The sequence below is a fragment of the Streptomyces alfalfae genome, assembly GCF_004127445.1.
Lineage (GTDB): Bacteria > Actinomycetota > Actinomycetes > Streptomycetales > Streptomycetaceae > Streptomyces > Streptomyces alfalfae.
On record NZ_QEXM01000041.1, the window covers coordinates 322,076 to 342,539 of the forward strand.

General features: G+C 72.1%; 21 protein-coding genes and 1 tRNA gene. 7 read left to right on the forward strand and 15 right to left on the reverse strand.

Annotation, left to right across the window (positions count from 1 at the left end; all coding sequences use genetic code 11):
• Nucleotides 1-12: 12 nt before the first annotated feature.
• The gene (locus DCW30_RS20980; protein ID WP_062772273.1) at nucleotides 13-201 is read left to right on the forward strand and encodes a DUF5703 family protein; all 189 of its coding nucleotides are present in this window, start codon (nucleotides 13-15) and stop codon (nucleotides 199-201) included.
• A gap of 144 nt (nucleotides 202-345) precedes the next feature.
• Here the strand turns inward: DCW30_RS20980 and DCW30_RS20985 are convergent, their stop codons facing one another.
• The 3 genes from DCW30_RS20985 to DCW30_RS20995 form a co-directional block, all read right to left on the reverse strand.
• Nucleotides 346-1,167, reverse strand: coding sequence for a chaplin (locus DCW30_RS20985; RefSeq protein ID WP_076687014.1), 822 nt, complete (start codon nucleotides 1,165-1,167; stop codon nucleotides 346-348).
• 140 nt (nucleotides 1,168-1,307) lie between these two features.
• On the reverse strand, nucleotides 1,308-1,541 hold the full coding sequence (gene chpH / locus DCW30_RS20990; RefSeq protein WP_062772267.1) for a chaplin ChpH: 234 nt from the start codon (nucleotides 1,539-1,541) through the stop codon (nucleotides 1,308-1,310).
• Nucleotides 1,542-1,731: 190 nt separating this feature from the next.
• Nucleotides 1,732-3,075: a M20/M25/M40 family metallo-hydrolase gene (locus DCW30_RS20995; RefSeq protein ID WP_107117623.1), complete on the reverse strand. Its 1,344-nt coding sequence runs from the start codon at nucleotides 3,073-3,075 to the stop codon at nucleotides 1,732-1,734.
• Between the two features lie 170 nt (nucleotides 3,076-3,245).
• Here DCW30_RS20995 and DCW30_RS21000 point away from each other — a divergent pair.
• Nucleotides 3,246-3,333 (forward strand) — tRNA-Leu (locus DCW30_RS21000).
• A 68-nt stretch (nucleotides 3,334-3,401) separates the two neighbouring features.
• Here the strand turns inward: DCW30_RS21000 and DCW30_RS21005 are convergent.
• The 6 genes from DCW30_RS21005 to DCW30_RS21030 all read right to left on the reverse strand — a co-directional run bounded on the left by DCW30_RS21005 (nucleotide 3,402) and on the right by DCW30_RS21030 (nucleotide 9,367).
• Nucleotides 3,402-4,079 (reverse strand): potassium-transporting ATPase subunit C, encoded by a 678-nt coding sequence (locus DCW30_RS21005; RefSeq protein WP_076687013.1) that lies wholly within the window; start codon nucleotides 4,077-4,079, stop codon nucleotides 3,402-3,404.
• A 37-nt stretch (nucleotides 4,080-4,116) separates the two neighbouring features.
• The gene (gene kdpB, locus DCW30_RS21010) at nucleotides 4,117-6,246 is read right to left on the reverse strand and encodes a potassium-transporting ATPase subunit KdpB (RefSeq protein ID WP_076687012.1); all 2,130 of its coding nucleotides are present in this window, start codon (nucleotides 6,244-6,246) and stop codon (nucleotides 4,117-4,119) included.
• Nucleotides 6,243-7,907 carry a potassium-transporting ATPase subunit KdpA gene (gene kdpA / locus DCW30_RS21015; RefSeq protein ID WP_076687011.1) on the reverse strand — a complete coding sequence of 555 codons (1,665 nt, stop codon included), beginning with the start codon at nucleotides 7,905-7,907 and terminating at the stop codon, nucleotides 6,243-6,245. The genes kdpB and kdpA overlap by 4 nt, the downstream gene beginning before the upstream one ends.
• Before the next feature lie 7 nt (nucleotides 7,908-7,914).
• Nucleotides 7,915-8,004 (reverse strand): K(+)-transporting ATPase subunit F, encoded by a 90-nt coding sequence (gene kdpF, locus DCW30_RS21020; protein ID WP_062772255.1) that lies wholly within the window; start codon nucleotides 8,002-8,004, stop codon nucleotides 7,915-7,917.
• A 211-nt stretch (nucleotides 8,005-8,215) separates the two neighbouring features.
• Nucleotides 8,216-8,938: a bleomycin resistance protein gene (locus DCW30_RS21025; protein WP_076687010.1), complete on the reverse strand. Its 723-nt coding sequence runs from the start codon at nucleotides 8,936-8,938 to the stop codon at nucleotides 8,216-8,218.
• Between the two features lie 54 nt (nucleotides 8,939-8,992).
• Nucleotides 8,993-9,367 carry a cupin domain-containing protein gene (locus DCW30_RS21030; RefSeq protein WP_062772308.1) on the reverse strand — a complete coding sequence of 125 codons (375 nt, stop codon included), beginning with the start codon at nucleotides 9,365-9,367 and terminating at the stop codon, nucleotides 8,993-8,995.
• A gap of 166 nt (nucleotides 9,368-9,533) precedes the next feature.
• On the opposite strand from DCW30_RS21030, the gene DCW30_RS21035 reads away from it, so the two are divergent.
• Complete coding sequence (locus tag DCW30_RS21035; RefSeq protein ID WP_076687009.1) at nucleotides 9,534-10,592, forward strand: helix-turn-helix domain-containing protein; 1,059 nt, start codon at nucleotides 9,534-9,536, stop codon at nucleotides 10,590-10,592.
• A gap of 197 nt (nucleotides 10,593-10,789) precedes the next feature.
• On the opposite strand, the gene DCW30_RS21040 is transcribed toward DCW30_RS21035, so the two are convergent.
• The 3 genes from DCW30_RS21040 to DCW30_RS21050 form a co-directional block, all read right to left on the reverse strand.
• Nucleotides 10,790-10,915: a hypothetical protein gene (locus DCW30_RS21040; RefSeq protein WP_309032187.1), complete on the reverse strand. Its 126-nt coding sequence runs from the start codon at nucleotides 10,913-10,915 to the stop codon at nucleotides 10,790-10,792.
• A gap of 101 nt (nucleotides 10,916-11,016) precedes the next feature.
• Nucleotides 11,017-11,418 carry a YchJ family protein gene (locus DCW30_RS21045; protein WP_076687008.1) on the reverse strand — a complete coding sequence of 134 codons (402 nt, stop codon included), beginning with the start codon at nucleotides 11,416-11,418 and terminating at the stop codon, nucleotides 11,017-11,019.
• Between the two features lie 41 nt (nucleotides 11,419-11,459).
• Nucleotides 11,460-12,161 (reverse strand): FadR/GntR family transcriptional regulator, encoded by a 702-nt coding sequence (locus DCW30_RS21050; RefSeq protein ID WP_076687007.1) that lies wholly within the window; start codon nucleotides 12,159-12,161, stop codon nucleotides 11,460-11,462.
• Between the two features lie 138 nt (nucleotides 12,162-12,299).
• Between DCW30_RS21050 and DCW30_RS21055 the strand changes: the two genes are divergently transcribed.
• Nucleotides 12,300-12,815 (forward strand): gluconokinase, encoded by a 516-nt coding sequence (locus DCW30_RS21055; RefSeq protein ID WP_062772305.1) that lies wholly within the window; start codon nucleotides 12,300-12,302, stop codon nucleotides 12,813-12,815.
• A 94-nt stretch (nucleotides 12,816-12,909) separates the two neighbouring features.
• The gene (locus DCW30_RS21060) at nucleotides 12,910-14,307 is read left to right on the forward strand and encodes a GntP family permease (protein WP_062772240.1); all 1,398 of its coding nucleotides are present in this window, start codon (nucleotides 12,910-12,912) and stop codon (nucleotides 14,305-14,307) included.
• A gap of 19 nt (nucleotides 14,308-14,326) precedes the next feature.
• Here the strand turns inward: DCW30_RS21060 and DCW30_RS21065 are convergent, their stop codons facing one another.
• From DCW30_RS21065 to DCW30_RS21075, 3 genes are all read right to left on the reverse strand, one after another.
• Nucleotides 14,327-15,916: an APC family permease gene (locus tag DCW30_RS21065; protein WP_076687006.1), complete on the reverse strand. Its 1,590-nt coding sequence runs from the start codon at nucleotides 15,914-15,916 to the stop codon at nucleotides 14,327-14,329.
• A 44-nt stretch (nucleotides 15,917-15,960) separates the two neighbouring features.
• On the reverse strand, nucleotides 15,961-16,923 hold the full coding sequence (locus tag DCW30_RS21070; RefSeq protein WP_076687005.1) for a hypothetical protein: 963 nt from the start codon (nucleotides 16,921-16,923) through the stop codon (nucleotides 15,961-15,963).
• Nucleotides 16,924-17,092: 169 nt separating this feature from the next.
• Nucleotides 17,093-18,748, reverse strand: coding sequence for an FAD-binding dehydrogenase (locus DCW30_RS21075; protein ID WP_076687004.1), 1,656 nt, complete (start codon nucleotides 18,746-18,748; stop codon nucleotides 17,093-17,095).
• A 181-nt stretch (nucleotides 18,749-18,929) separates the two neighbouring features.
• Between DCW30_RS21075 and DCW30_RS21080 the strand changes: the two genes are divergently transcribed.
• Nucleotides 18,930-19,898, forward strand: a complete 969-nt coding sequence (locus DCW30_RS21080; RefSeq protein ID WP_167552454.1) for a DMT family transporter — start codon at nucleotides 18,930-18,932, stop codon at nucleotides 19,896-19,898.
• Nucleotides 19,895-20,431 (forward strand): NUDIX hydrolase, encoded by a 537-nt coding sequence (locus DCW30_RS21085; protein WP_079250427.1) that lies wholly within the window; start codon nucleotides 19,895-19,897, stop codon nucleotides 20,429-20,431. Before DCW30_RS21080 ends, DCW30_RS21085 begins: the two co-directional genes overlap by 4 nt.
• Nucleotides 20,432-20,464 lie beyond the last annotated feature (33 nt).

A 20,464-nucleotide genomic window follows, 5' to 3' on the forward strand; every position in this document is an offset into this window, starting at 1 on the left:
ACAATAGATGCGATGCCGGAATACGAATTTGTCGACGTGTACGTGCCGCGCGGGGTCACCCGCAAGGAAGCCACACGCCTGCTGACGGACCACGCGGAGTACGGGTTGTGGGAGTTGGACCGCCTGAGCCTGCACCGTGACGGGAGCCGCAGGGTGCGGCTGAAGCGACGGATCATCCGCCAGCTGCGGGCGACCTGGTGACCTCGTACGGGATCGGCTGAGCCGGGACCAGCGGAACGGAACAACGGAAAACCGCCGGACAGAACCACCGGAGAACGGCGGAAACGGAGCGGACCCGCGGCTGCGGGACCCGCTCCGTTCCGCCGTGCCCGGACGTGCCGGGGCTCAGGCGGCGGCCCGCGCCCTGCGGTACAGGACGGTGCCCGCGAGCAGCGCGCCCGCGCTCGCCGGCAGCGTGAGGCCGAGCGGCAGCGAGCTGCCGGTCTCCGCGAGCTCCTTCGCGGGACCGGGGTTCGTCACCGGGGCGTCGTCGCCGGACTCCGTGAGCTGCGAGCCCCCCTTGGGCGGGGTGACGATCGGCGTGCCGGGGTGGCCCGGGGGTCGCTCGACCGGGTTCTCGGGCTTGCCGGGCTTTTCGGGCTTGCCGGGCTCACCGGGTTCGCCCGGCTCCCCGGGGTTGCCGGGCTCCTCCGGCTCACCCGGCTGCTCGGGCTCACCCGGCTGCTCGGGCTCGGGCTCCGGGGGGTGCTCGTGGCCCGGCGGCTTCGAGGGCCCGTCGGACTCGTTGGCGCAGTCGTTGCCGCTCGCGGGGTTGGCGAGCCCGCCGATGGTGACGCTGTTGCCGCAGACGTTCACCGGCGCGTGCACGGGGAGCTGCACGCTGTTGCCGGAGCCGACGCCGGGCGAGTCACTGGCGTGGCCGTGCGCGTCGGAGCCGCCGGACGGCTTGTGTGAGTTTCCGCTCCCGTGGTTGACGCAGGCGTTGCCCGCGGCGGGGTTGAGCACCCCGACGACGTTCACGGTGTTGCCGCAGACGTTGACCGGGGCGTCAACGGGAATCTGCACGGAATTGCCCGACAGCACACCGGGCGAATTCGAGCTGCTCCCGCCGGCACCCGCGTCCGCGTGTGCGTGGCCCCCGGTCACGGCGAGTACGCCCGTCGCCGCGGCCATGATGGTCAGGCCTTTGCGTGTGACCTGTCGCATAGCTGTTCCCTGCCTTTTGCCTTCCGGAAAACGTACGGGCGTGTTCGCCCGGACGCGTAAGCCGTCGGCCCCGGAGCGCATGGCACGCGCTCCGGGGCCGACGGACTCAGACCCTCAAGGGGTGATGGGGCGCGACAACATCACTTGTTGACGCAGGCGTTGCCGAAGGTGGGGTTCAGCAGTCCGATCACGGAGACCGTGTTGCCGCAGGCGTTCACCGGCACGTGCACGGGCACCTGGACGACATTGCCGGAGAGCACACCCGGGGACTGCACGGCGGCGCCCTGGGCGCCGGCGTCGGCGGTGGCGATGCCCGCACCCGCGAGCACGAGGCCACCGGTGGCAGCCGCAGCGGCGACGATCTTCTTGATCATTATTCCTCCTAGTAGGCAAACGCAGTCCAAGCCGCGGACTGCATCACCTGTAACGAGGAGGATGGGGCGGGGCTACGAGCAGATGACCTCTTTCACTCTTTTCAGTCAAGTACGTACGGGCTCGCGATTATTGGAGAGTCGTTTTAGCGCCTAATCGGGCCTCCGCGAGCCCTTTCGAGGCCGAATCACGTCAGGAGGCGTCGATGAACCGGTCGAGCACCCGGACCCCGAATTTGAGGCCGTCCACCGGAACCCGCTCGTCGACGCCGTGGAACATGCCCGCGAAGTCCAGCTCCGGCGGCAGCTTCAGCGGCGCGAAGCCGAAACCGCGGATGCCGAGGTCGTCGAAGGACTTGGCGTCCGTACCCGCGGAGAGCATGTACGGCACGGCGCGCGCGATCGGGTCCTCCGCCCGCAGGGCGGTCTGCATGGCGTCGACGAGCGCGCCGTCGAACGTCGTCTCCAGGGCCTTGTCGGCGTGCACGTCCTCGCGGCGCACGTTCGGGCCGAGCAGCCGGTCCAGGTCGGCGAGGAACTCCTCCTCGTACCCCGGCAGGTAACGGCCGTCGACGTGCGCGGTGGCCTGGCCGGGGATCACGTTCACCTTGTACCCGGCGCCGAGCTGGGTGGGGTTGGCCGTGTTCTGCAGGGAGGCGCCGATGAGCTTGGCGATGCCGCCGAGCTTGGCGAGCGTCTCGTCCATGTTCTCCGGGTCGAGCTCGGTGCCGAGGGCGTCGCCCAGCTCGTCGAGGAAGTGCCGCAGGGTCTTGGTGACCCGCACCGGGAACTTGTGCCGCCCGAGGCGTCCGACGGCCTCCGACAGCTCGGTGATCGCGTTGTCCTTGTGGATCATCGACCCGTGGCCCGCGGTGCCGTCCACGGTCAGCTTCATCCAGTGCATGCCCTTCTGGGCCGTCTCGACGAGGTAGAGCCGCAGGTTCTCGTTGACGGTGAAGGAGAAGCCGCCGACCTCGCTGATCGCCTCCGTGCACCCCTCGAAGAGGCCGGGGTGGTTGTCGACGAGGTGCCGGGCGCCGTACGTGCCGCCCGCCTCCTCGTCCGCGAGGAAGGCGAGGACGATGTCGCGCGGGGGCTTGCGGCCGCTGCGCATCCGCTCGCGGACGACCGCGAGGGTCATCGCGTCCATGTCCTTCATGTCGACGGCGCCCCGGCCCCACACGCAGCCGTCCGCGATCTCCCCGGAGAAGGGGTGGTGCGTCCAGTCCGCGGCGTTGGCCGGCACGACGTCGGTGTGGCCGTGGATGAGCAGCGCGGGCCGCGACGGGTCCTCGCCCTCGATCCGCGCCACCGTGGAGGCCCTGCCGGGGTGGGACTCGAAGATCTTCGGTTCGAGACCGACCTCGGCGAGCTTCTCGGCGACGTACTCCGCGGCCTTGCGCTCACCCGGGCCCGAGTGGTCGCCGTAGTTGCTCGTATCGATCTGGATCAGTTCACGACAGAGGTCGACGACCTCGTCCTCACCGGTGACGGCCTTGCCCGTGCTGGACCCGCTCACGCTGGGCTCCTCCCGCATTCGCTGCTGGTGGTCCCCCTCATCCTCTCTCCCCCGGGCTCCGCGCCCAAGGCCGGGCGGGCGTCGTCATCAGCAGTTCACAGCGGTGGCGGGGGTGATCGGACACCCCCGGAAGCCTGGTAATGTTCTCTGTGTCGCCGCGGGAAACGCCCCGCGAAGACAGACACCTTGTCCGGGTGGCGGAATGGCAGACGCGCTAGCTTGAGGTGCTAGTGCCCTTTATCGGGCGTGGGGGTTCAAGTCCCCCCTCGGACACCAGCGAAGGCCCCAGTTCTCGAACTGGGGCCTTGTCCGTGCGCGGTCGCTTCAGTCCTCGCGGCCCCCGCTCACTTCTCCCCGCCCCGCGCGACGAGCTGCTTCAGGGCGATGTTCAGCTCCAGGACGTTCACCCGTGGCTCTCCGATGAAGCCGAGGGTGCGGCCGTCCGTGTGCTCCTCGACGAGGCGCTCGACCTCGCCCGCCGCCAGGTGGTTCCGCGCCGCGACGCGGCGGGTCTGGAGGTCCGCGTACGCCGGGGAGATGTGCGGGTCGAGGCCCGAGCCCGAGGAGGTGACCGCGTCGGCGGGGATGTCGGAGGGCCTCACCCGGTGGCCCGGCGTGGAGTTGTCCGCGATCACGGCCGCCTTGGCCGCCTTCACCTGCTCGATCAGTTCCTCGCTGTCACCGGCGAGATTCGTGGCGCCGGAGACGAGAAGGTCGTACTGCCTGTTCACCGTGTTGGCGCCGAGGCCGTTCGAGGGGCGCGGCTGGAACCAGCGGAGATCCGGTTCCGCCGTCTCCTGCCCCGCGCGCGGCGGCAGGTCATGACGCCGGCCGATGAGGGAGGAGCCGGCGGTCGCGCCGTCCGCCCGGACCTCCGAGCCGTTGGCCTTGTCGCTCAGGAGGGCCTGGGCGGCGCCGGTGACCGCCAGCGGGTAGAGGACGCCGCAGAGCAGGGTGAGGACGAGCAGGGCGCGGGCTCCCGCGCCGAGCAGCCGTGCGGTGTTCGCTACGGAGTTGTTCATGGTGACTCAGCACGCTTTCTGGTCGGCGGGGACCGGGTCAGCCCAGGCCGGGGATGAGGGAGACGAGCATGTCGATGGCCTTGATGCCGGCGAAGGGGGCGACGAGGCCGCCGAGGCCGTAGACGCCGAGGTTGCGGCGGAGCAGGCGGTCGGCGCTCATCGGGCGGTAGCGCACGCCCTTCAGGGCGAGCGGCACGAGGGCGACGATGATCAGGGCGTTGAAGATCACCGCCGAGAGGATCGCGGACTCCGGCGAGGCCAGTGCCATGATGTTGAGCTTGTCGAGGCTCGGGTAGGCCACCGCGAACATGGCCGGGATGATCGCGAAGTACTTGGCGACGTCGTTGGCGATGGAGAAGGTCGTCAGGGCCCCGCGGGTGATCAGGAGCTGTTTGCCGATCTCCACGATCTCGATGAGCTTGGTGGGGTCGGAGTCCAGGTCGACCATGTTCCCGGCCTCCTTGGCGGCCGAGGTGCCGGTGTTCATGGCCACGCCGACGTCGGCCTGGGCGAGGGCGGGGGCGTCGTTGGTGCCGTCACCCGTCATCGCGACGAGCTTGCCGCCGGCCTGCTCGCGCTTGATCAGCGCCATCTTGTCCTCGGGCGTGGCCTCGGCGAGGAAGTCGTCGACGCCCGCCTCCTCGGCGATGGCCTCGGCGGTCAGCGGGTTGTCGCCGGTGATCATGATGGTCCTGATGCCCATGCGGCGCAGCTCGTCGAAGCGCTCGCGCATGCCGTCCTTGACGACGTCCTTGAGGTGGACGGCGCCCAGGACCCGGGCGCCGTCGCCGTCCTCCACCGCGACGAGCAGCGGGGTGCCGCCCGCCCGGGAGATCCGTTCACCGATGGTCCGCGCGTCGTCGGGGACCGCTCCCCCGCGCCGCTCGACCCAGGCGAGCACCGAGGCCGCCGCGCCCTTGCGGACCGCGCGTCCCCCGACGTCCACGCCCGACATGCGGGTCTGTGCCGTGAACGGCACCCAGGCCGCGCCGGTCAGCTCCCCCGGGTGGCGTTCGCGCAGCCCGTACTTCTCCTTGGCGAGGACGACGACGGAACGGCCCTCGGGTGTCTCGTCGGCCAGTGAGGAGAGCTGGGCCGCGTCGGCGAGATCGGCCTCGGTGGCGCCGCGTACGGGCAGGAACTCGGCGGCCCTGCGGTTGCCGAGCGTGATGGTGCCGGTCTTGTCGAGCAGCAGTGTCGACACGTCGCCCGCGGCCTCGACGGCCCGGCCCGAGGTGGCCAGGACGTTGCGCTGCACGAGGCGGTCCATGCCCGCGATGCCGATGGCGGAGAGCAGGGCGCCGATGGTGGTGGGGATCAGGCAGACGAGCAGCGCCGTCAGGACGATCAGCGAGGTCTGGCCGTCGGCGCCCGCGTAGCCGGCGAAGGGCTTGAGGGTGACGACGGCGAGCAGGAAGACGACGGTGAGGGACGCGAGGAGGATGTTCAGCGCGATCTCGTTGGGGGTCTTCTGCCGGGCCGCACCCTCGACCAGGTTGATCATGCGGTCGATGAACGTCTCACCGGGTTTCGTCGTGATCTCGATGACGACGCGGTCGGAGAGCACCTTCGTCCCGCCCGTGACGGCGGACCGGTCGCCGCCCGACTCGCGGATGACCGGGGCGGACTCGCCGGTGATCGCCGACTCGTCGACGGACGCCACTCCCTCGACGACGTCCCCGTCTCCGGGGATGACGTCGCCCGCCTCGCAGACGACCCGGTCGCCGACGCGCAGGGCGGTGCCGGGCACCGTCTCCTCCGCGCCGTCGGTCAGGCGGCGCGCGACGGTGTCGGTCTTGGCCTTGCGCAGGGTGTCGGCCTGGGCCTTGCCGCGGCCCTCGGCGACGGCTTCGGCGAGGTTGGCGAAGAGCGTGGTCAGCCAGAGCCAGGCGGTGATCGCCCAGCCGAAGCCGTCGGCGGGGTCCAGGGCCGCGAGCACGGTGGTGGCCACCGAGCCGGTCAGGACCACGAACATGACCGGGGACTTGACCATGACGCGCGGGTGCAGCTTGCGGAAGGCGTCGGGCAGCGACGTGAGCAGTTGGGCCGGGTCGAAGAGACCGGCGCCGACCTTGCCCGTCTTGGCCCCGGCGGCCGGGTGCGCGGCCCGGACCTCGCGGTCGGGGGTGGCCTCGGCCGCCTCGTGATTCCTGGTGTCGGTGCTCATGACGCGAGTCCCTCGGCGAGCGGTCCCAGCGCGAGCGCGGGGAAGTAGGTGAGACCGGTGATGATCATGATGGTGCCGACCAGCAGTCCGGTGAAGAGCGGTTTCTCGGTGCGCAGGGTGCCCGCCGTCTTTGGCACGGGACGCTGCTCGGCCAGCGATCCGGCGAGCGCGAGGACGAAGACCATCGGCAGGAAGCGGCCGAGGAGCATGGCGAGGCCGATCGTGGTGTTGAACCAGGTCGTGTCGGCGCTCAGGCCGCCGAAGGCCGAGCCGTTGTTGTTGGCGCCGGAGGTGAAGGCGTACAGGATCTCGGAGAAGCCGTGGGGGCCGGAGTTGAGCATCGACTCCCGCGGCGTGGGCAGCGCGGTCGACAGGGCGGTGAGGCTCAGGACGAGGGCCGGGGTGACGAGGAGGTAGCAGGCCGCGAGCTTGATCTCGCGGGTGCCGATCTTCTTGCCCAGGTACTCCGGTGTGCGGCCGACCATCAGGCCGGCGATGAACACCGCGATGACCGCCATGACGAGCATGCCGTAGAGGCCCGATCCGGTGCCGCCGGGGGCGATCTCGCCGAGCTGCATGCCCAGCATCTCCAGGCCGCCGCCGAAGCCGGTGTAGGAGGAGTGGAAGGAGTTCACCGCGCCGGTGGAGGTGAGCGTGGTGGCCACCGCGAAGATCGCTGAACCGGCGATCCCGAAGCGGGTCTCCTTGCCCTCCATCGCCCCGCCCGCCAGGTCGAACGCCGGGCCCCCGTGGTGGAACTCGGTCCACATCATCAGCGCGGTGAAGCCGGCCCAGATGGTGACCATCGTGGCCAGGATCGCGCGGCCCTGCCGGAGCGATCCGGTCAGCCGGCCGAAGGTGCGGGGCAGTGCGAAGGGGATGAGGAGGATCAGGAAGACCTCGAAGAGGTTGGAGAGGGGGGTCGGGTTCTCGAAGGGGTGGGCGGAGTTGGCGTTGAAGTAGCCGCCGCCGTTCGTGCCGAGGAGTTTGATGACCTCCTGGGAGCCGACCGCGCCGCCGTTCCACTGCTGCGAGCCGCCGCCGAACTGGCCGACCTCGTGGATGCCGGAGAAGTTCTGCAGGGCTCCGCAGGCGACCAGGACGAGGGCGCCGAGCACGGATATCGGCAGCAGGACGCGGACGACGCCGCGCACCAGGTCGGCCCAGAAGTTGCCGAGCCCGCCGGTGCGGGAGCGCGCGAAGCCGCGGACGAGCGCCACGGCGACCGCCATGCCCACCGCCGCCGAGACGAAGTTCTGCACCGCGAGGCCGCCGGTCTGGACGACGTGGCCCATGGCCTGTTCGCCGGAGTAGGACTGCCAGTTGGTGTTCGCCACGAACGAGACCGCGGTGTTGAAGGCCTGGTCGGGGTCGATGGAGCGGAAGCCGAGCGAGCCGGGCAGCGTGCCCTGGAGCCGCTGGAGCAGGTAGAGGAAGAGGACGCCGGTCACGGAGAAGGCGAGGACGCCGCGCAGGTACGCGGGCCAGCGCATCTCCGTGTCCGGGTCGGCGCCGATGGCCTTGTAGATCCACTTCTCGGCGCGAAGGTGCCTCTTCGAGCCGTAGACGCGGGCCATGTGGTCACCGAGCGGGCGGTGTGCGAGGGCGAGCGCCGCCATGAGGGCGAGCAGTTGGAGCACCCCGGCGAGGACTGGGCTCATGCCGGCTTCAGAACCTCTCCGGGAAGAGGAGGGCGAGGACGAGGTAGCCGAGGAGGGCGAAGGCCACGACGAGACCGACGATGTTCTCGGTGGTCACAGCTTCGTCACCCCCTTGGCGACGAGTGCCACCAGCGCGAAGACCGCGAGTGTGGTGACGACGAAGGCCACGTCGGCCATCGTGAGCTCCCGAAGAAGAAGTGGACGGATGGGTCGCTTGGTCTGACGGTTGAAGGAAACCGCTGTTCACGCCACATCCGGCCACCGTTGACGCCGTCCATACGACGCCGGTGGGCCTCTTGACGGGTCTCTTACGACAGCCCCGCCTCCGGCCGTGCCGTCAGCTCGGCGAGGCGTGCGAGGGCGTCGCGCGCCGCCTCCCTCTCGGCGTCCGTGAGCGCGAGCGCCGCGGCCCTGGCCAGCAGTGTCCCGGCGAGCCGGGTGTCGCCGAGCCGCTGGGCGACGTCGCCGCGCAGGACCAGCAGGCGCAGCTCCTGCTCGGGGGTGGGCCGCTCGTCCGTGCGGTCGAGCGCCTTGTCGATGATCTTCGCGGCGCCCGGCAGGTCCTCCTTGGAGTCGACGAAGAGGTCGGCCAGGTGCAGCGCCCGCGCGAAGGTCTCCTTCGGGACGGGGCGCATCGAGAAGTCGTCGCTGATGGGCTGCCCCACGCGGATGCTGTTGCCGCCGGGGTCGGTCATGAGGAACTGCCGCACTCCGTACGACATGTCCTTGAGCGGTCCGATGCGGGGCAGGCCGCGCGTCGGGATCCTGCCGTACGCCGCCTTGAGCCCGGCGCGGAAGGCGGTGTGCAGGGCCTCGACGTCGTCGGTGACGACGTAGCAGCCGGAGTGGGACTCCGTGGGTTCGTACTGCTTCATGCCGTAGAACTGGAGCTCTATCGCGCCGCGTTCGACCACGGCGTAGGCGTACGGGCTCTTCTGGAGGTACGTCGTCTCGAAGCCGAGGGCGGTGTAGAAGTCGACCACCGGCTGAATCGTCTGACACGGGAGGAGCGGGATCGTTTTCTCGGGCATGCGCCGCAGTCTAGTCAAAATTGAGTAGCGGCGCAGGCCCTCGCGGCTCGCGCCCTACAGCGCGTGGCCCGTCGTCACGTCCACGTGGTCCGGCACCTCCTCGTGGCGGTCGCCGACCGTCGGCGTGCCGGTGGGCTCGAAGAGCAGGATGCGGGCGCCGTCCGGGGCGCACGGCTTGTGCTCGGTGCCGCGCGGGACCGTGAAGACCGAGCCCCGGGGCAGCGTGACCCTGCGCTCGCCCGCCGGTTCGCGCAGGTCGATGTGGAGCTCGCCGTCGAGCACGAGGAAGAACTCGTCGGTGTCGTCGTGGACGTGCCAGACGTGCTCGCCCCGCACCTTGGTCACGCGGACGTCGTAGTCGTTGACGGAGGTGACGATGCGGGGGCTCCACAGGGCGTCGAAGGAGGCCAGGGCCTCGCCGAGGTCGATCGGCCGCGCGGCGGGCGCGGCGGCGCGGGGCCGCTCGGCGGCTGCCGGGGGCTGCTCGGCGGCGGCCTGGGCCTGGACGGGGTTCCGCTCGGCGGCGGGGGATTCGGTGGTCATGGACCGATCCTCGGCCGTGACGGGCGGTGCCCGCGAGTGCTAGAAATCGCACATGCCGCAAGAATCCTCTCAACCGGAGCCCGGCCACGGACCGGCGTCCGCCCCCGAACGCCCGCACCGCGTCGCCGTCATCGTGGACGAGAACTCCAACCCCTTCGAGCTGGGCTGCGCGACCGAGGTCTTCGGGCTCCGCAGGCCCGAACTCGGCCGCGACCTGTACGACTTCGCGCTCTGCTCCGCCGAGCCCGCCACGCTGATGCGGGACGGGTTCTTCACGCTCAGCGGGGTCGCCGGACTCGACGCGGCCGACCGGGCCGACACGGTCATCGTGCCGAACCGGCCGGACACCGACGTGCCGCGGCGGCCCGCCGTCCTCGCCGCCGTCCGCAGGGCGCACGCGCGCGGCGCCCGCCTGGTCGGCTTCTGCAGCGGGGCGTTCACCCTGGCCGAGGCGGGGGTGCTCGACGGACGCAGGGCCACCGCGCACTGGCAGTGGGCGGACTCCTTCCGGGAGCGGTTTCCGGCCGTGCGGCTCGAACCGGACGTGCTCTTCGTGGACGACGGCGACATCCTCACCGCCGCGGGCAGCGCCGCCGCGCTCGACCTGGGCCTGCACATCGTCCGCAAGGACTTCGGCGCCGAGGTCGCCAACTCCGTGAGCAGGCGACTCGTCTTCTCCGCCCACCGGGACGGCGGCCAGCGGCAGTTCGTGGAGCGGCCCGTTCCGCCGGTGCCCGACGCCTCGCTGGCGCCGCTGCTCGGGTGGGCGCAGGAGCGGCTCGGCTCCGGCCTGACGGTGGCCGGCCTCGCGGCCCGCGCCGGGGTCAGCCCGGCCACCCTGCACCGCCGCTTCCGCGCCCAGCTCGGCACGACCCCGCTGGCCTGGCTGACGGGCGAGCGCGTGGCCCTGGCCTGCCGCCTGATCGAACGGGGCGAGGAACGCCTCGACGTCGTCGCGCACCGCAGCGGCCTCGGCACCGCCGCGAACCTGCGGGCCAGGCTGCGCCGCGAGACGGGCCTCAGCCCCACGGACTACCGGCGCAGGTTCGGCCCCGGCGGGACCCCGGCGGCCGGGCGGATCGCGGCTGCCGTCGCGGCCCGCACCCCGTGAAGACCGGCCGTGAGGACCGGCCTGCCCCGCGCACCGGCCGCGGCGGAGGAGTTCGCGGCGCCCCTGGAGCGGGGTCCCACGGAGCCGGGACCGCCGCTCACCGCCTGCCGGCCGCCACCGCTCGGCCGCCGACCCGCCGTCACGCCCGCCCGGGGCCGCCCGGGCCGTGAGTCCCGGACGGCCCGTCTCGGCCGCCCTCAGCCCTGGGCGCGGCCGTCGCCGCCGGTCACCGGCTGTACGTGCCGCCAGGGCGCGACGGCGCCGGCCCCGCGCGGGAGGAGGCCGGCGAGTTCGGGGCAGTGCCGCAGCAGGACGGTGTTCATGCCGCCCTTCTGCACCCGGTCGATGCCGAGCGGGGTGGAGATCCCGGGGCGGAAGTCGGCCGTCAGGATGGGGCGGGACTCCGGGCGGGGCTCCGGGGACCTCAGTCGATGAACGCGCCGTCGACGTACACCCACGCCCCGTCGAGCCGTTCGAAGCGGCTGCGCTCGTGCAGCGAGTCGGGGCGGCCACCGTCGGTGTAGCGCGCCCGGAAGGTCACCGTGCCCGTGGTGTGGAACGCGGTGCCCTCGGTGGTCTCCTCGATCTCCAGGCCCGTCCAGCGCAGCGCCGGGTCGAACTCCACGCGCGGCGGGCGGGTGCGCGGGTGCCAGGTGCGCAGCAGGTAACCCTCGTCCCGCACGGCGAAGGCGCTGTAGCGCGAGCGCATCAGCTCCTCGGGCGTGCTCGCGGCGGCCTCGCCCCGGTGCAGCCTGCCGCAGCACGTGTCGTACGGCCGCAGGTGGCCGCAGGGGCAGGGCGTGGGGCGTGTGGCGCGTCGGGACATGCGTCCATTGTCGCCGACCCGCGCGCGCACCTCGCCCTCGGTCAGGGCGCCAGGATGTCCAGCTCTTCGAGGGCGCCCAGGGCGATCTCCCGCGTCAGGGCCTCGGCGCGGGCCACGTCGCCCTCCCTGACCGCCTCGGCGACCTTGAGATGCAGGGTCACGGCGGGCGGGTCAGGGTCCTCGAACATCACCTGGTGGGCGGTGCGTCCGGTCAGGACCTCGGCGACGACGTCGCCGAGCCGGGCGAACATCTCGTTGCCCGAGGCGTTGAGGATGACCCGGTGGAAGGCCACGTCGTGGCGCAGATAGCCCTCCAGCTGGTGGCCGCGCGAGTGGGCGACCATGCCGAGCGCGCACTCGGTGAGCTCCGCGCACTGGGCGGCCGTGGCGTACCGGGCGGCGAGTCCGGCGGCGACCGGCTCGATGGCGGAGCGCAGCACGGTCAGCGAGCGGAGCTGGCGCGGGCGCTCGGCCCCGGCCAGGCGCCAGCGGATGACCTGCGGGTCGTAGACGTTCCACTGCTCGATGGGCAGGACGGTCACGCCCACGCGGCGTCGGGACGCGACGAGGCGCATGGACTCCAGGACCCGGACCGCCTCGCGCATCACCGAGCGCGACACCTCGAAGCGCTGGGCCAGCTCGTCCGTGCGCAGGACGCTGCCCGCCGGGTACTCGCCGGCCGTGATGGCGGGCCCGAGGCTTTCCAGTACGCGGGAGTGCAGCCCTCGGGCCCGATCGGTCATGAGGGAAGCCTACGAGGGATGCGGCGTGAACAATAAGTCAGACTTTTATGTCACAGACTCTTGAATTCGTCAGACCTAATAGGTTTCAGTGACGTGAACGAAGGACCGATGTCGATGAAGACAGCGAGGCAGGACGCGATGAAGGAACGGCGCACCCCCCACGTCGTCGTGATCATGGGCGTGGCAGGGACGGGCAAGACCACGGTCGGGCCCCTGCTCGCGGACCGGCTCGGCGTGCCGTACGCCGAGGGCGACGACTTCCACCCCCCGGCGAACATCGAGAAGATGTCGGCCGGGACGCCGCTCACCGACGACGACCGGTGGCCCTGGCTCGACGCGATCGGCGCCTGGGCGGACGGCCGGGCCGGCAAGGGCGGTGTGGTCAGCAGCTCCGCGCTGAAGCGCAGCTACCGCGACCGGCTGCGCGCCGCGGCCCCGGAGGCCGTCTTCGTCCACCTCACCGGTGACCGGAAGCTCATCGAGGACCGGATGTCGCACCGGCAGGGCCACTTCATGCCGACCGCGCTCCTCGACTCGCAGTTCGCCACGCTCCAGCCCCTCGGGGCGGACGAGGCGGGTGTCGCCGTCGACGTCGCCGGCAGCCCGGAGGAGATCGCCGACCGGGCCGTCGAGGCGCTCAGCCGTCTGGGCTGAGCGCTCCCGCCAGTAGTTCTCCGACTGCGGGCCGCCCATGGCGGTCGCGCAGTTCCCCGCGCCCCTCCCGGGGCCTCGTCACAAGGAAAGCACCGTGACCCATCTCAGCGTCGAGATGCTGGCAGCGGACCCCGTCGAGCCGATCACCTCGGCGGGCCATGCCCAGCTGGGGATCGCCGTCCTCGCGGGCATCGCCGTCATCGTCCTGCTCATCACCAAGTTCAAGCTGCACGCGTTCCTCGCGCTGACCGTGGGGTCGCTCGCGCTGGGCGCCTTCGCGGGCGCGCCGCTCGACAAGGCCATCACGAGCTTCACCGACGGGCTCGGCTCGACCGTCGCGGGCGTGGGCGTCCTCATCGCGCTCGGCGCGATCCTCGGCAAGCTGCTCGCCGACTCCGGGGGCGCCGACCAGATCGTCGACACGATCCTCGCCAAGGCGGGCGGCCGCGCCATGCCCTGGGCGATGGTGCTCATCGCCTCGGTGATCGGTCTGCCGCTCTTCTTCGAGGTCGGCATCGTGCTGCTGATCCCGGTCGTCCTGATGGTCGCCAAGCGCGGCAACTACTCGCTGATGCGGATCGGCATCCCCGCGCTCGCCGGGCTCTCCGTGATGCACGGCCTCATCCCGCCGCACCCCGGCCCGCTCGTCGCCATCGACGCGGTCAAGGCCAACCTCGGTGTGACGCTGGCGCTCGGCGTCCTCGTGGCGATCCCGACGGTGATCATCGCCGGGCCGCTGTTCTCCAAGGTCGCGGCGCGCTGGGTCGACGTGCCGGCCCCCGAGAAGATGATCCCGCAGCGTCCCTCGGAGGACCTGGACAAGCGCCCCGGCTTCGGCGCGACCGTCGCCACCGTGCTGCTGCCGGTCGTCCTGATGCTGGCCAAGGCCCTGGTGGACATCGTGGTCGACGACCCCGAGAGCACCGTGCAGCGGGTCTTCGACGTCATCGGCTCGCCGCTGATCGCCCTGCTCGCCGCGGTGATCGTCGGGATGTTCACGCTGGGCCGCGCGGCCGGTTTCGCCAAGGACCGCCTGTCGAGCACGGTGGAGAAGTCCCTCGCCCCGATCGCGGGCGTGCTGATGATCGTGGGCGCGGGCGGCGGCTTCAAGCAGACGCTCATCGACGTGGGCGTGGGCCAGATGATCCTGGACTTCTCCAAGGACTGGTCGATCCCCGCGCTGCTGCTCGCCTGGCTGATCGCGGTGGCCATCCGCCTCGCGACCGGTTCGGCGACGGTGGCGACGATCTCGGCCGCGGGCCTGGTGGCCCCGCTGGCGGCCGACATGTCGACCTCGCACACGGCCTTGCTGGTCCTCGCGATCGGCGCCGGCTCGCTGTTCTTCTCGCACGTCAACGACGCCGGGTTCTGGCTGGTCAAGGAGTACTTCGGGCTGGACGTCGGCCAGACGATCAAGACGTGGTCCATCATGGAGACGATCATCTCCGTGGTGGCGGGGGGCCTGGTGCTCCTGCTGTCCCTGATCATCTAGCCCCCCGCCGAGGTACCGCTCAGTCGCCGGAGGGGCCCTTCCCCGGCCCTTCCGGCGAACCCGAGGCCTTCTCCAGCTGGAAGGCCTCGTTGCCCAGGCCGATCCTGGCGTGGGCCGCGGGGTTCCTCGCCCGCAGGATCGCCCCGTACGCCACGCCGACCACCGCCGCGGCGAAGATGATCCCCGGCAGCGCCCAGCTCAGGGCGGAGTCGGGGCCCGCGCCCACCAGGACGTCGAAGTCCTTGACGGTGTAGCCGGCGATGACCAGGAGCCCGACCGCCGCCAGCGCGGAGGCCGCGATGCGCCAGGCCTGGGCGCGGGCGGCGCCCCTGCGGGCGAAGAAGACGATGACGGCCACGGACGCCGTGGCCATCAGCAGGATCACGCCGAGGGCGCCGATGTTGCCGCCCCAGGTGAAGAGGTGCAGGACGGGCGCGGTCGGGTCGCCGGCCGGGCCGTCGTCCGTGACGGCGAAGCCCACGACGACCACGACCGAGACGACGGTCTGGAGCAGCGAACCCGTGCCCGGCGCGCCCGTGGAGGTGTTGGTGCGCCCGAACGCGGCGGGCAGCAGCCCCTCGCGCCCCATCGCGAAGGCGTAGCGCGCGACCACGTTGTGGAAGCTGAGGATCGCGGCGAACATGCCCGTCACGAACAGCACGTGCATGACGTCGGTGAAGGTCCCGCCGAGCCGCGACTCCGTGAGGCCGAAGAGCAGCCCCGCGCTCTGCTCCCGCGCGGCGGGCACGATTCCCGAGGGGCCGGCGGCGACGGTCAGCGCCCAGGAGCTGAGCGCGAAGAAGACGGCGACGAACCCGACGGCGAAGAACATCACGCGCGCCACGACGACCTGCGGGCGGCTGGTCTCCTCCGCGTACACGGGGGCCTGTTCGAAGCCCGTGAAGGCGGCGATGCAGAAGCACAGGGACGTGGCGACGCCCGCCCCGGTGAGCGTGTCCGGGTTGAAGGCGTGCAGCGACAGGCCCTCCGTGGCCGGGTCGGCGACGGCCGCGATGTCGAAGATGACGACGAGCACCACCTCGACGATCAGCAGGACGCCGAGCACGCGCGCGTTGAGGTCGATCTTCAGCCAGGCGAGGACGGCGACGACGGCCACGGCGACGAGCGCGGGGATCCACCAGGCGACCTCGGCGTCGAAGTACGTCTCGATGAGCCCGGACACCTCGAAGCCGAGCAGTCCGTAGAGGCCGGCCTGCAGGGAGCTGTAGGCGACGAGGGCGACCAGCGAGGCGCCCGCGCCCGCGGTGCCGCCGAGCCCGCGGGATATGTAGGCGTAGAAGGCGCCCGCGTTGTGCACGTGGCGGCTCATCTCGGCGTATCCGAGGCTGAAGAGCGCGAGGACGACGCCGAGGATGAGGAAGAGGAGCGGCTGTCCGACCACGCCCATCACGCCGTATGTGGTGGGCATGACACCAGCGACGACCATCAGGGGCCCGGTCGCGGCGAGCACGGAGAGCAGCAGGCCCGCCGTGCCGAGCCGGCCGGCCCGCAGCGCGCGTTCCTCGCCCTTGTACGTGCTGATCCCCCCGCCGTCCTCCGGCTCGCCGAGTGATCTCGTTCCGCTCGTGCTCGAACTGCCCGTCGCCATGGCGCGGTCGTCCTTTCAGGGGGTACGTCGGGGGGTTTCGGTGGTCAGGCCGATCCGAGCGCCGTGGCGCGCGCGGCCGTGAACGCTTCGTGCGGCTCGCGGTCCGGATAGGACCACGGGGCCGGGGTCGCGTGCCGTCCGATGCGGTGGAAGAGCGCGGCGGCCTCGGCCGCCCTGCCCTCGCAGAACTTGGCGTGGGCGAGGAAGTTGAGGTCCACGTGGCAGCGGGGGTGCGACGCCCGGGCGGGCGTCTCCCACTCCAGCCACCAGTCGAAGGCGGCCTTGATGACACCGTGGGCGCGCCGCCCCGCCCAGTGGCGCGAGGCCGCGGGGTCGGTGGATTCGAGGCCCGCCCCCGCGAGCACGCGGTAGCGCTCGGTGTGGGCGATCACGGGCAGGACCGCGAGCGGCGACCCGGGCGGCGCCTGCTCGGCGGCCCAGGACGCGAAGTCGTACACCTCGTGCAGCGGGTCCTGGCCCGCGCCGGGGCGTCGCTCGGCGAGCCGGGCGATCATCAGGTGGTGGGCGTGGTGGTGCTCGGGGTGGCGGTGCCTGACCTCGTCGAAGAGGCGTACGACGTCCTCCTCGCGGCCCAGGGAGCGTTCGAGCACGAGCAGCGCGAGCCACGGCGTGGGGTCGGCGGGGACGCGGGTGGCCGCCTCGCGGCACTGGGCGCGCACCTTGTCCGAACGCGCCTTGCCCCGCAGCGCCTTGTGCACGGCGGCGAAGGCGAGCAGCAGCTCGGCGTCATGGCTCTCGGGCTCGACGAGCCGCCAGTCGCGGGCCCACGCGGAGGTGGCGGGTTCCTGGCCGAGGACGTCGAAGCGGTGCCCCCTGCGGTCCCAGTCGTCGCCGGTGGCGGCGAGCAGCTCGCGGACCTCGGTCCAGCGGCCCTGGGCCAACGCCGAACGCGCCGCCACGAGTTCGCTGTCGTCGAGCGCGGCGTCAAAGGCCTGTACGGCCGTTTTCCTGCGGGAGCGGCCCAGTGGGGGTGGGGGTGGTGACACCGCGGGACGTCCTCCCCGGCGCGGTCAGCGAGCGGATGATCACGGACAGCAAACCGGTAGGGGCCCCTCCCCGTCAAGGGCAGCCTGCCCTTGCCTTCTTCACCAACTCGTCTCGACTTGCACGGACTTCACACCTCGTGTGCGAGGACGCCGCTCCGGCGCGGCCCCGTCACCCCACCTGGCGGGCCGCGGCGCGGCCGGCCGTGCGCCCCGAGAAGAGGCAGCCGCCGAGGAAGGTGCCCTCCAGCGAGCGGTAGCCGTGCACTCCCCCGCCGCCGAACCCGGCGGCCTCCCCGGCCGCGTACACCCCGTCGAGGGGCCGGCCGCCGTCGGTCAGGACGCGTGCGGAGAGGTCGGTCTCCAGGCCGCCGAGGGTCTTGCGGGTGAGGATGTTGAGGCGCACGGCGATGAGGGGCCCCGCCCCGGGGTCGAGGATCCGGTGCGGGGCGGCGGCCCTGACGAGGCGGTCGCCGAGGAACTTGCGGGCGCCCCGGATGGCCGTGACCTGGAGGTCCTTGGTGAAGGGGTTGGCTATCCCGCGGTCGCGCGCGACGATGGTGCGGCGCAGCGCCGCCTCGTCGATGAGGGGTTCCTTGGTGAGCGCGTTCATGCCGCGCACGAGGGCTCCGAGGTCCTTCTCGACGACGAAGTCCCCGCCGTGGTCCATGAACGCCTTGACGGGTCCCGGCACCGCCGAGCGCGCCCGGTCGAGGACGCCGCGCACCGACTTGCCGGTCAGGTCCGGGTTCTGCTCGGAGCCGCTGAGGGTGAACTCCTTGCCGATGATGCGCTGGTTGAGCACGAACCAGGTGTGGTCGTACCCGGTGCCCATGATGTGTTCGAGCGTGCCGAGGGTGTCGAAGCCGGGGAAGAGCGGCACGGGCAGCCGGTCGCCGCGCGCGTCGAGCCAGAGCGACGAGGGGCCCGGCAGGATGCGGATGCCGTGCCGGTCCCAGATGGGGTTCCAGTTCTCGATGCCCTCGGTGTAGTGCCACATGCGGTCGCGGTTGATCAGGCGCGCCCCGGCGCGCTCGGCGATGCCGAGCATCTTGCCGTCGACGTGTGCGGGGACCCCGGAGATCATCTTCTCGGGAGGCGTGCCGAGCCGCGCGGGCCAGTTGGCGCGGACGAGGTCGTGGTTGCCGCCGATGCCGCCGGAGGTCACGATGACCGCTTGGGCGCGGAACTCGAAGGTGCCGGTCACCTCCCTGCTGCTGGCCTGCCCGCGCTCGATCCCGGAGGCTTCGAGGACCTCGCCGGTGACGGTGTCGAGGGCGCCCGCGCTGCGCGAGAGGCCGGTGACGCGGTGCCGGAACCGGAGCTGGACCAGGCCGCGCGCGACCCCGGAGCGCACCCGCTCGACGAACGGCGCGAGCAGGCCGGGCCCGGTCCCCCAGGTGATGTGGAAGCGCGGCACGGAGTTGCCGTGGCCCTGCGCGTCGTAGCCGCCGCGCTCGGCCCAGCCGACCACGGGGAAGAACCGTACGCCCTGGCCGTGCAGCCACGACCGCTTCTCACCGGCCGCGAAGTCCACGTACGCCTCGGCCCACTTGCGCGGCCAGTGGTCCTCCGGACGGTCGAAGGAGGCCGTGCCCATCCAGTCCTGGAGGGCGAGCGCGTGGGAGTCCTTGATCCGCAGGCGTCGCTGCTCGGGCGAGTCGACGAAGAAGAGGCCGCCGAAGGACCAGTGCGCCTGACCGCCCATGCACTGCTCGGGCTCCTGGTCCACGAGGACGACCCGGCGGCCCGCGTCCACCAGCTCCGCGGTGGCCGCGAGCCCGGCGAGCCCCGCTCCGATCACGATCACGTCCGCGTCGTACGCCATGGGGGTCGTCCTCCTAGACAGGGGCCCGTGAAGTTACCGATGGGTCAGATCCTGGGCAGCGGGATGACGCACGTCAACCGGCAGTCGGGACGAACTCACCGGGCTCCGGTGCGCGGCACGGGCGATGGGCGGTTATCGTCGGCGAAGTCCCATTTCGTGCCCGAGCCCCGAGGTGTGTGACGTGTCGGTCCTGGTTCTCGCCCTCGCCATCGGGGCGGCCTGCTGCCTCGGTCTCGGCTTCGTGCTCCAGCAGAACGTGGCGCGGCAGGCGCCGCTGAGCGACTTCCTCTCCTTCCGGCTCCTGATCGACCTGGTGAAGGTGCCGCGCTGGCTGGCCGGGATCGGCCTGATGGTCTGCGGGATGGTGCTCGGGGCGCTCGCGCTCGGCCGGGGCGAGATCTCCTTCGTCGAGCCGCTGCTCGCCACCCAGCTCCTGTTCGCCCTCGCCCTCTCCCGGTATCAGACCGGGCAGCCGCTGGGCCGCCAGGGGTGGGCGGGGCTCGCGCTGCTCGCGGGCGGCGTGAGCGCGTTCATCGTGGCGGGCGAGCCGCGCGGCGGCGACGCGGAGACGAGTCCGCTGCGGCACTGGCTGATCGTCGGCGTGATGGTGGGCGGGGCGCTCGTCCTCACGGCGTGCGCCAAGAGGTCGCGGCTCGGCGCGGGCCCGGTGCTGCTCGCGCTGGCCGCCGGGCTGCTCTACGGCGTGCAGGACGCGCTGACGCGGGTGACCGGCGACCGGTTCGCCGCGGGCGGGCTGCCCGAGGTGCTCACGGGGTGGCAGCCGTACGGGGTGCTCGCGCTCGGCGTCACGGCGCTCGTGCTGGTGCAGAGCGCCTTCGAGACGGCTCCGCTGCGGATGTCGCTGCCCGCGCTGACGGCCGCGCAACCGCTGGCCGGGATCGCGTGCGGCGTCGGGTTCCTCGGGGACCGGCTGCGGACCGACGCGGGCGCCCTCGCGTGGGAGGCGGCGGGGCTCGCGGCGATCGTGGCGGGCGTGGTGCTGCTCGGCATGCATCCGGCGATGCCACGCGGTGGCCACGGGGCGCGGACGGCGCCCCCGCTCGGCGACGGGCCGCCGGCGCCGGACCGGCCGGCCGGCCGGTGGCGGATCCCGCCCCCGCCCGCGGGTGGGGTTGGATGGGCGGCATGACTGATGCGACCACGGGTCCGGCCGACCCCCGCGAGGAGATCCTGTCCGTCGTCGACGAGAACGACGAGGTCGTCGGGGAGGCGCCGCGCGGCGAGGTCTACGCGCGCGGCCTGCGCCACCGCTGCGTGTTCGTCCTGGCGCGGGACGCCGACGACCGCGTCTTCGTGCACCGCCGCACCCCGCAGAAGCTGGTCTTCCCCTCGCTGTACGACATGTTCGTCGGCGGCGTGGTCGGGGCGGGCGAGTCCTACGACGACGCGGCGCTGCGGGAGGCGCGGGAGGAGCTGGGCGTGGACGCGCTGCCGCGCCCGACGCCGCTGTTCACATTCCTCTACGAGGACGGCGCGGGCCACAGCTGGTGGTCGTCCCTCTACGAGGTGCGCTGCGAGCCGCCCGTGGACCCGCAGGCCGAGGAGGTCGCCTGGCACGCCTTCGTCACCGAGGAGGAGCTGACGCGGCGGCTCGACGAGTGGGAGTGGGTGCCCGACGGGCTCGCCGCCTACCGGCGGCTGCTCGACTTCCGCGCCGGGTGAGGGCTGACCGCCTGGTGAGAGGGCGGACGGGGG

Bases quoted from the DNA above. Each gene is read 5' to 3' on its own strand.
- DCW30_RS21025 (WP_076687010.1), bottom strand. From the start codon at position 8,938: ATGCCCGAGAAAACGATCCCGCTCCTCCCGTGTCAGACGATTCAGCCG.
- DCW30_RS21055 (WP_062772305.1), top strand. From the start codon at position 12,300: ATGAAGGAACGGCGCACCCCCCACGTCGTCGTGATCATGGGCGTGGCA.
- DCW30_RS21075 (WP_076687004.1), bottom strand. From the start codon at position 18,748: ATGGCGTACGACGCGGACGTGATCGTGATCGGAGCGGGGCTCGCCGGG.
- DCW30_RS21005 (WP_076687013.1), bottom strand. From the start codon at position 4,079: ATGAACAACTCCGTAGCGAACACCGCACGGCTGCTCGGCGCGGGAGCC.
- chpH (WP_062772267.1), bottom strand. From the start codon at position 1,541: ATGATCAAGAAGATCGTCGCCGCTGCGGCTGCCACCGGTGGCCTCGTG.
- DCW30_RS20995 (WP_107117623.1), bottom strand. From the start codon at position 3,075: ATGCGGGAGGAGCCCAGCGTGAGCGGGTCCAGCACGGGCAAGGCCGTC.
- DCW30_RS21085 (WP_079250427.1), top strand. From the start codon at position 19,895: ATGACTGATGCGACCACGGGTCCGGCCGACCCCCGCGAGGAGATCCTG.
- kdpB (WP_076687012.1), bottom strand. From the start codon at position 6,246: ATGAGCACCGACACCAGGAATCACGAGGCGGCCGAGGCCACCCCCGAC.
- DCW30_RS21035 (WP_076687009.1), top strand. From the start codon at position 9,534: ATGCCGCAAGAATCCTCTCAACCGGAGCCCGGCCACGGACCGGCGTCC.
- kdpA (WP_076687011.1), bottom strand. From the start codon at position 7,907: ATGAGCCCAGTCCTCGCCGGGGTGCTCCAACTGCTCGCCCTCATGGCG.
- DCW30_RS21045 (WP_076687008.1), bottom strand. From the start codon at position 11,418: ATGTCCCGACGCGCCACACGCCCCACGCCCTGCCCCTGCGGCCACCTG.
- DCW30_RS21050 (WP_076687007.1), bottom strand. From the start codon at position 12,161: ATGACCGATCGGGCCCGAGGGCTGCACTCCCGCGTACTGGAAAGCCTC.
- DCW30_RS20985 (WP_076687014.1), bottom strand. From the start codon at position 1,167: ATGCGACAGGTCACACGCAAAGGCCTGACCATCATGGCCGCGGCGACG.
- DCW30_RS20980 (WP_062772273.1), top strand. From the start codon at position 13: ATGCCGGAATACGAATTTGTCGACGTGTACGTGCCGCGCGGGGTCACC.
- DCW30_RS21040 (WP_309032187.1), bottom strand. From the start codon at position 10,915: ATGAACACCGTCCTGCTGCGGCACTGCCCCGAACTCGCCGGCCTCCTC.
- DCW30_RS21065 (WP_076687006.1), bottom strand. From the start codon at position 15,916: ATGGCGACGGGCAGTTCGAGCACGAGCGGAACGAGATCACTCGGCGAG.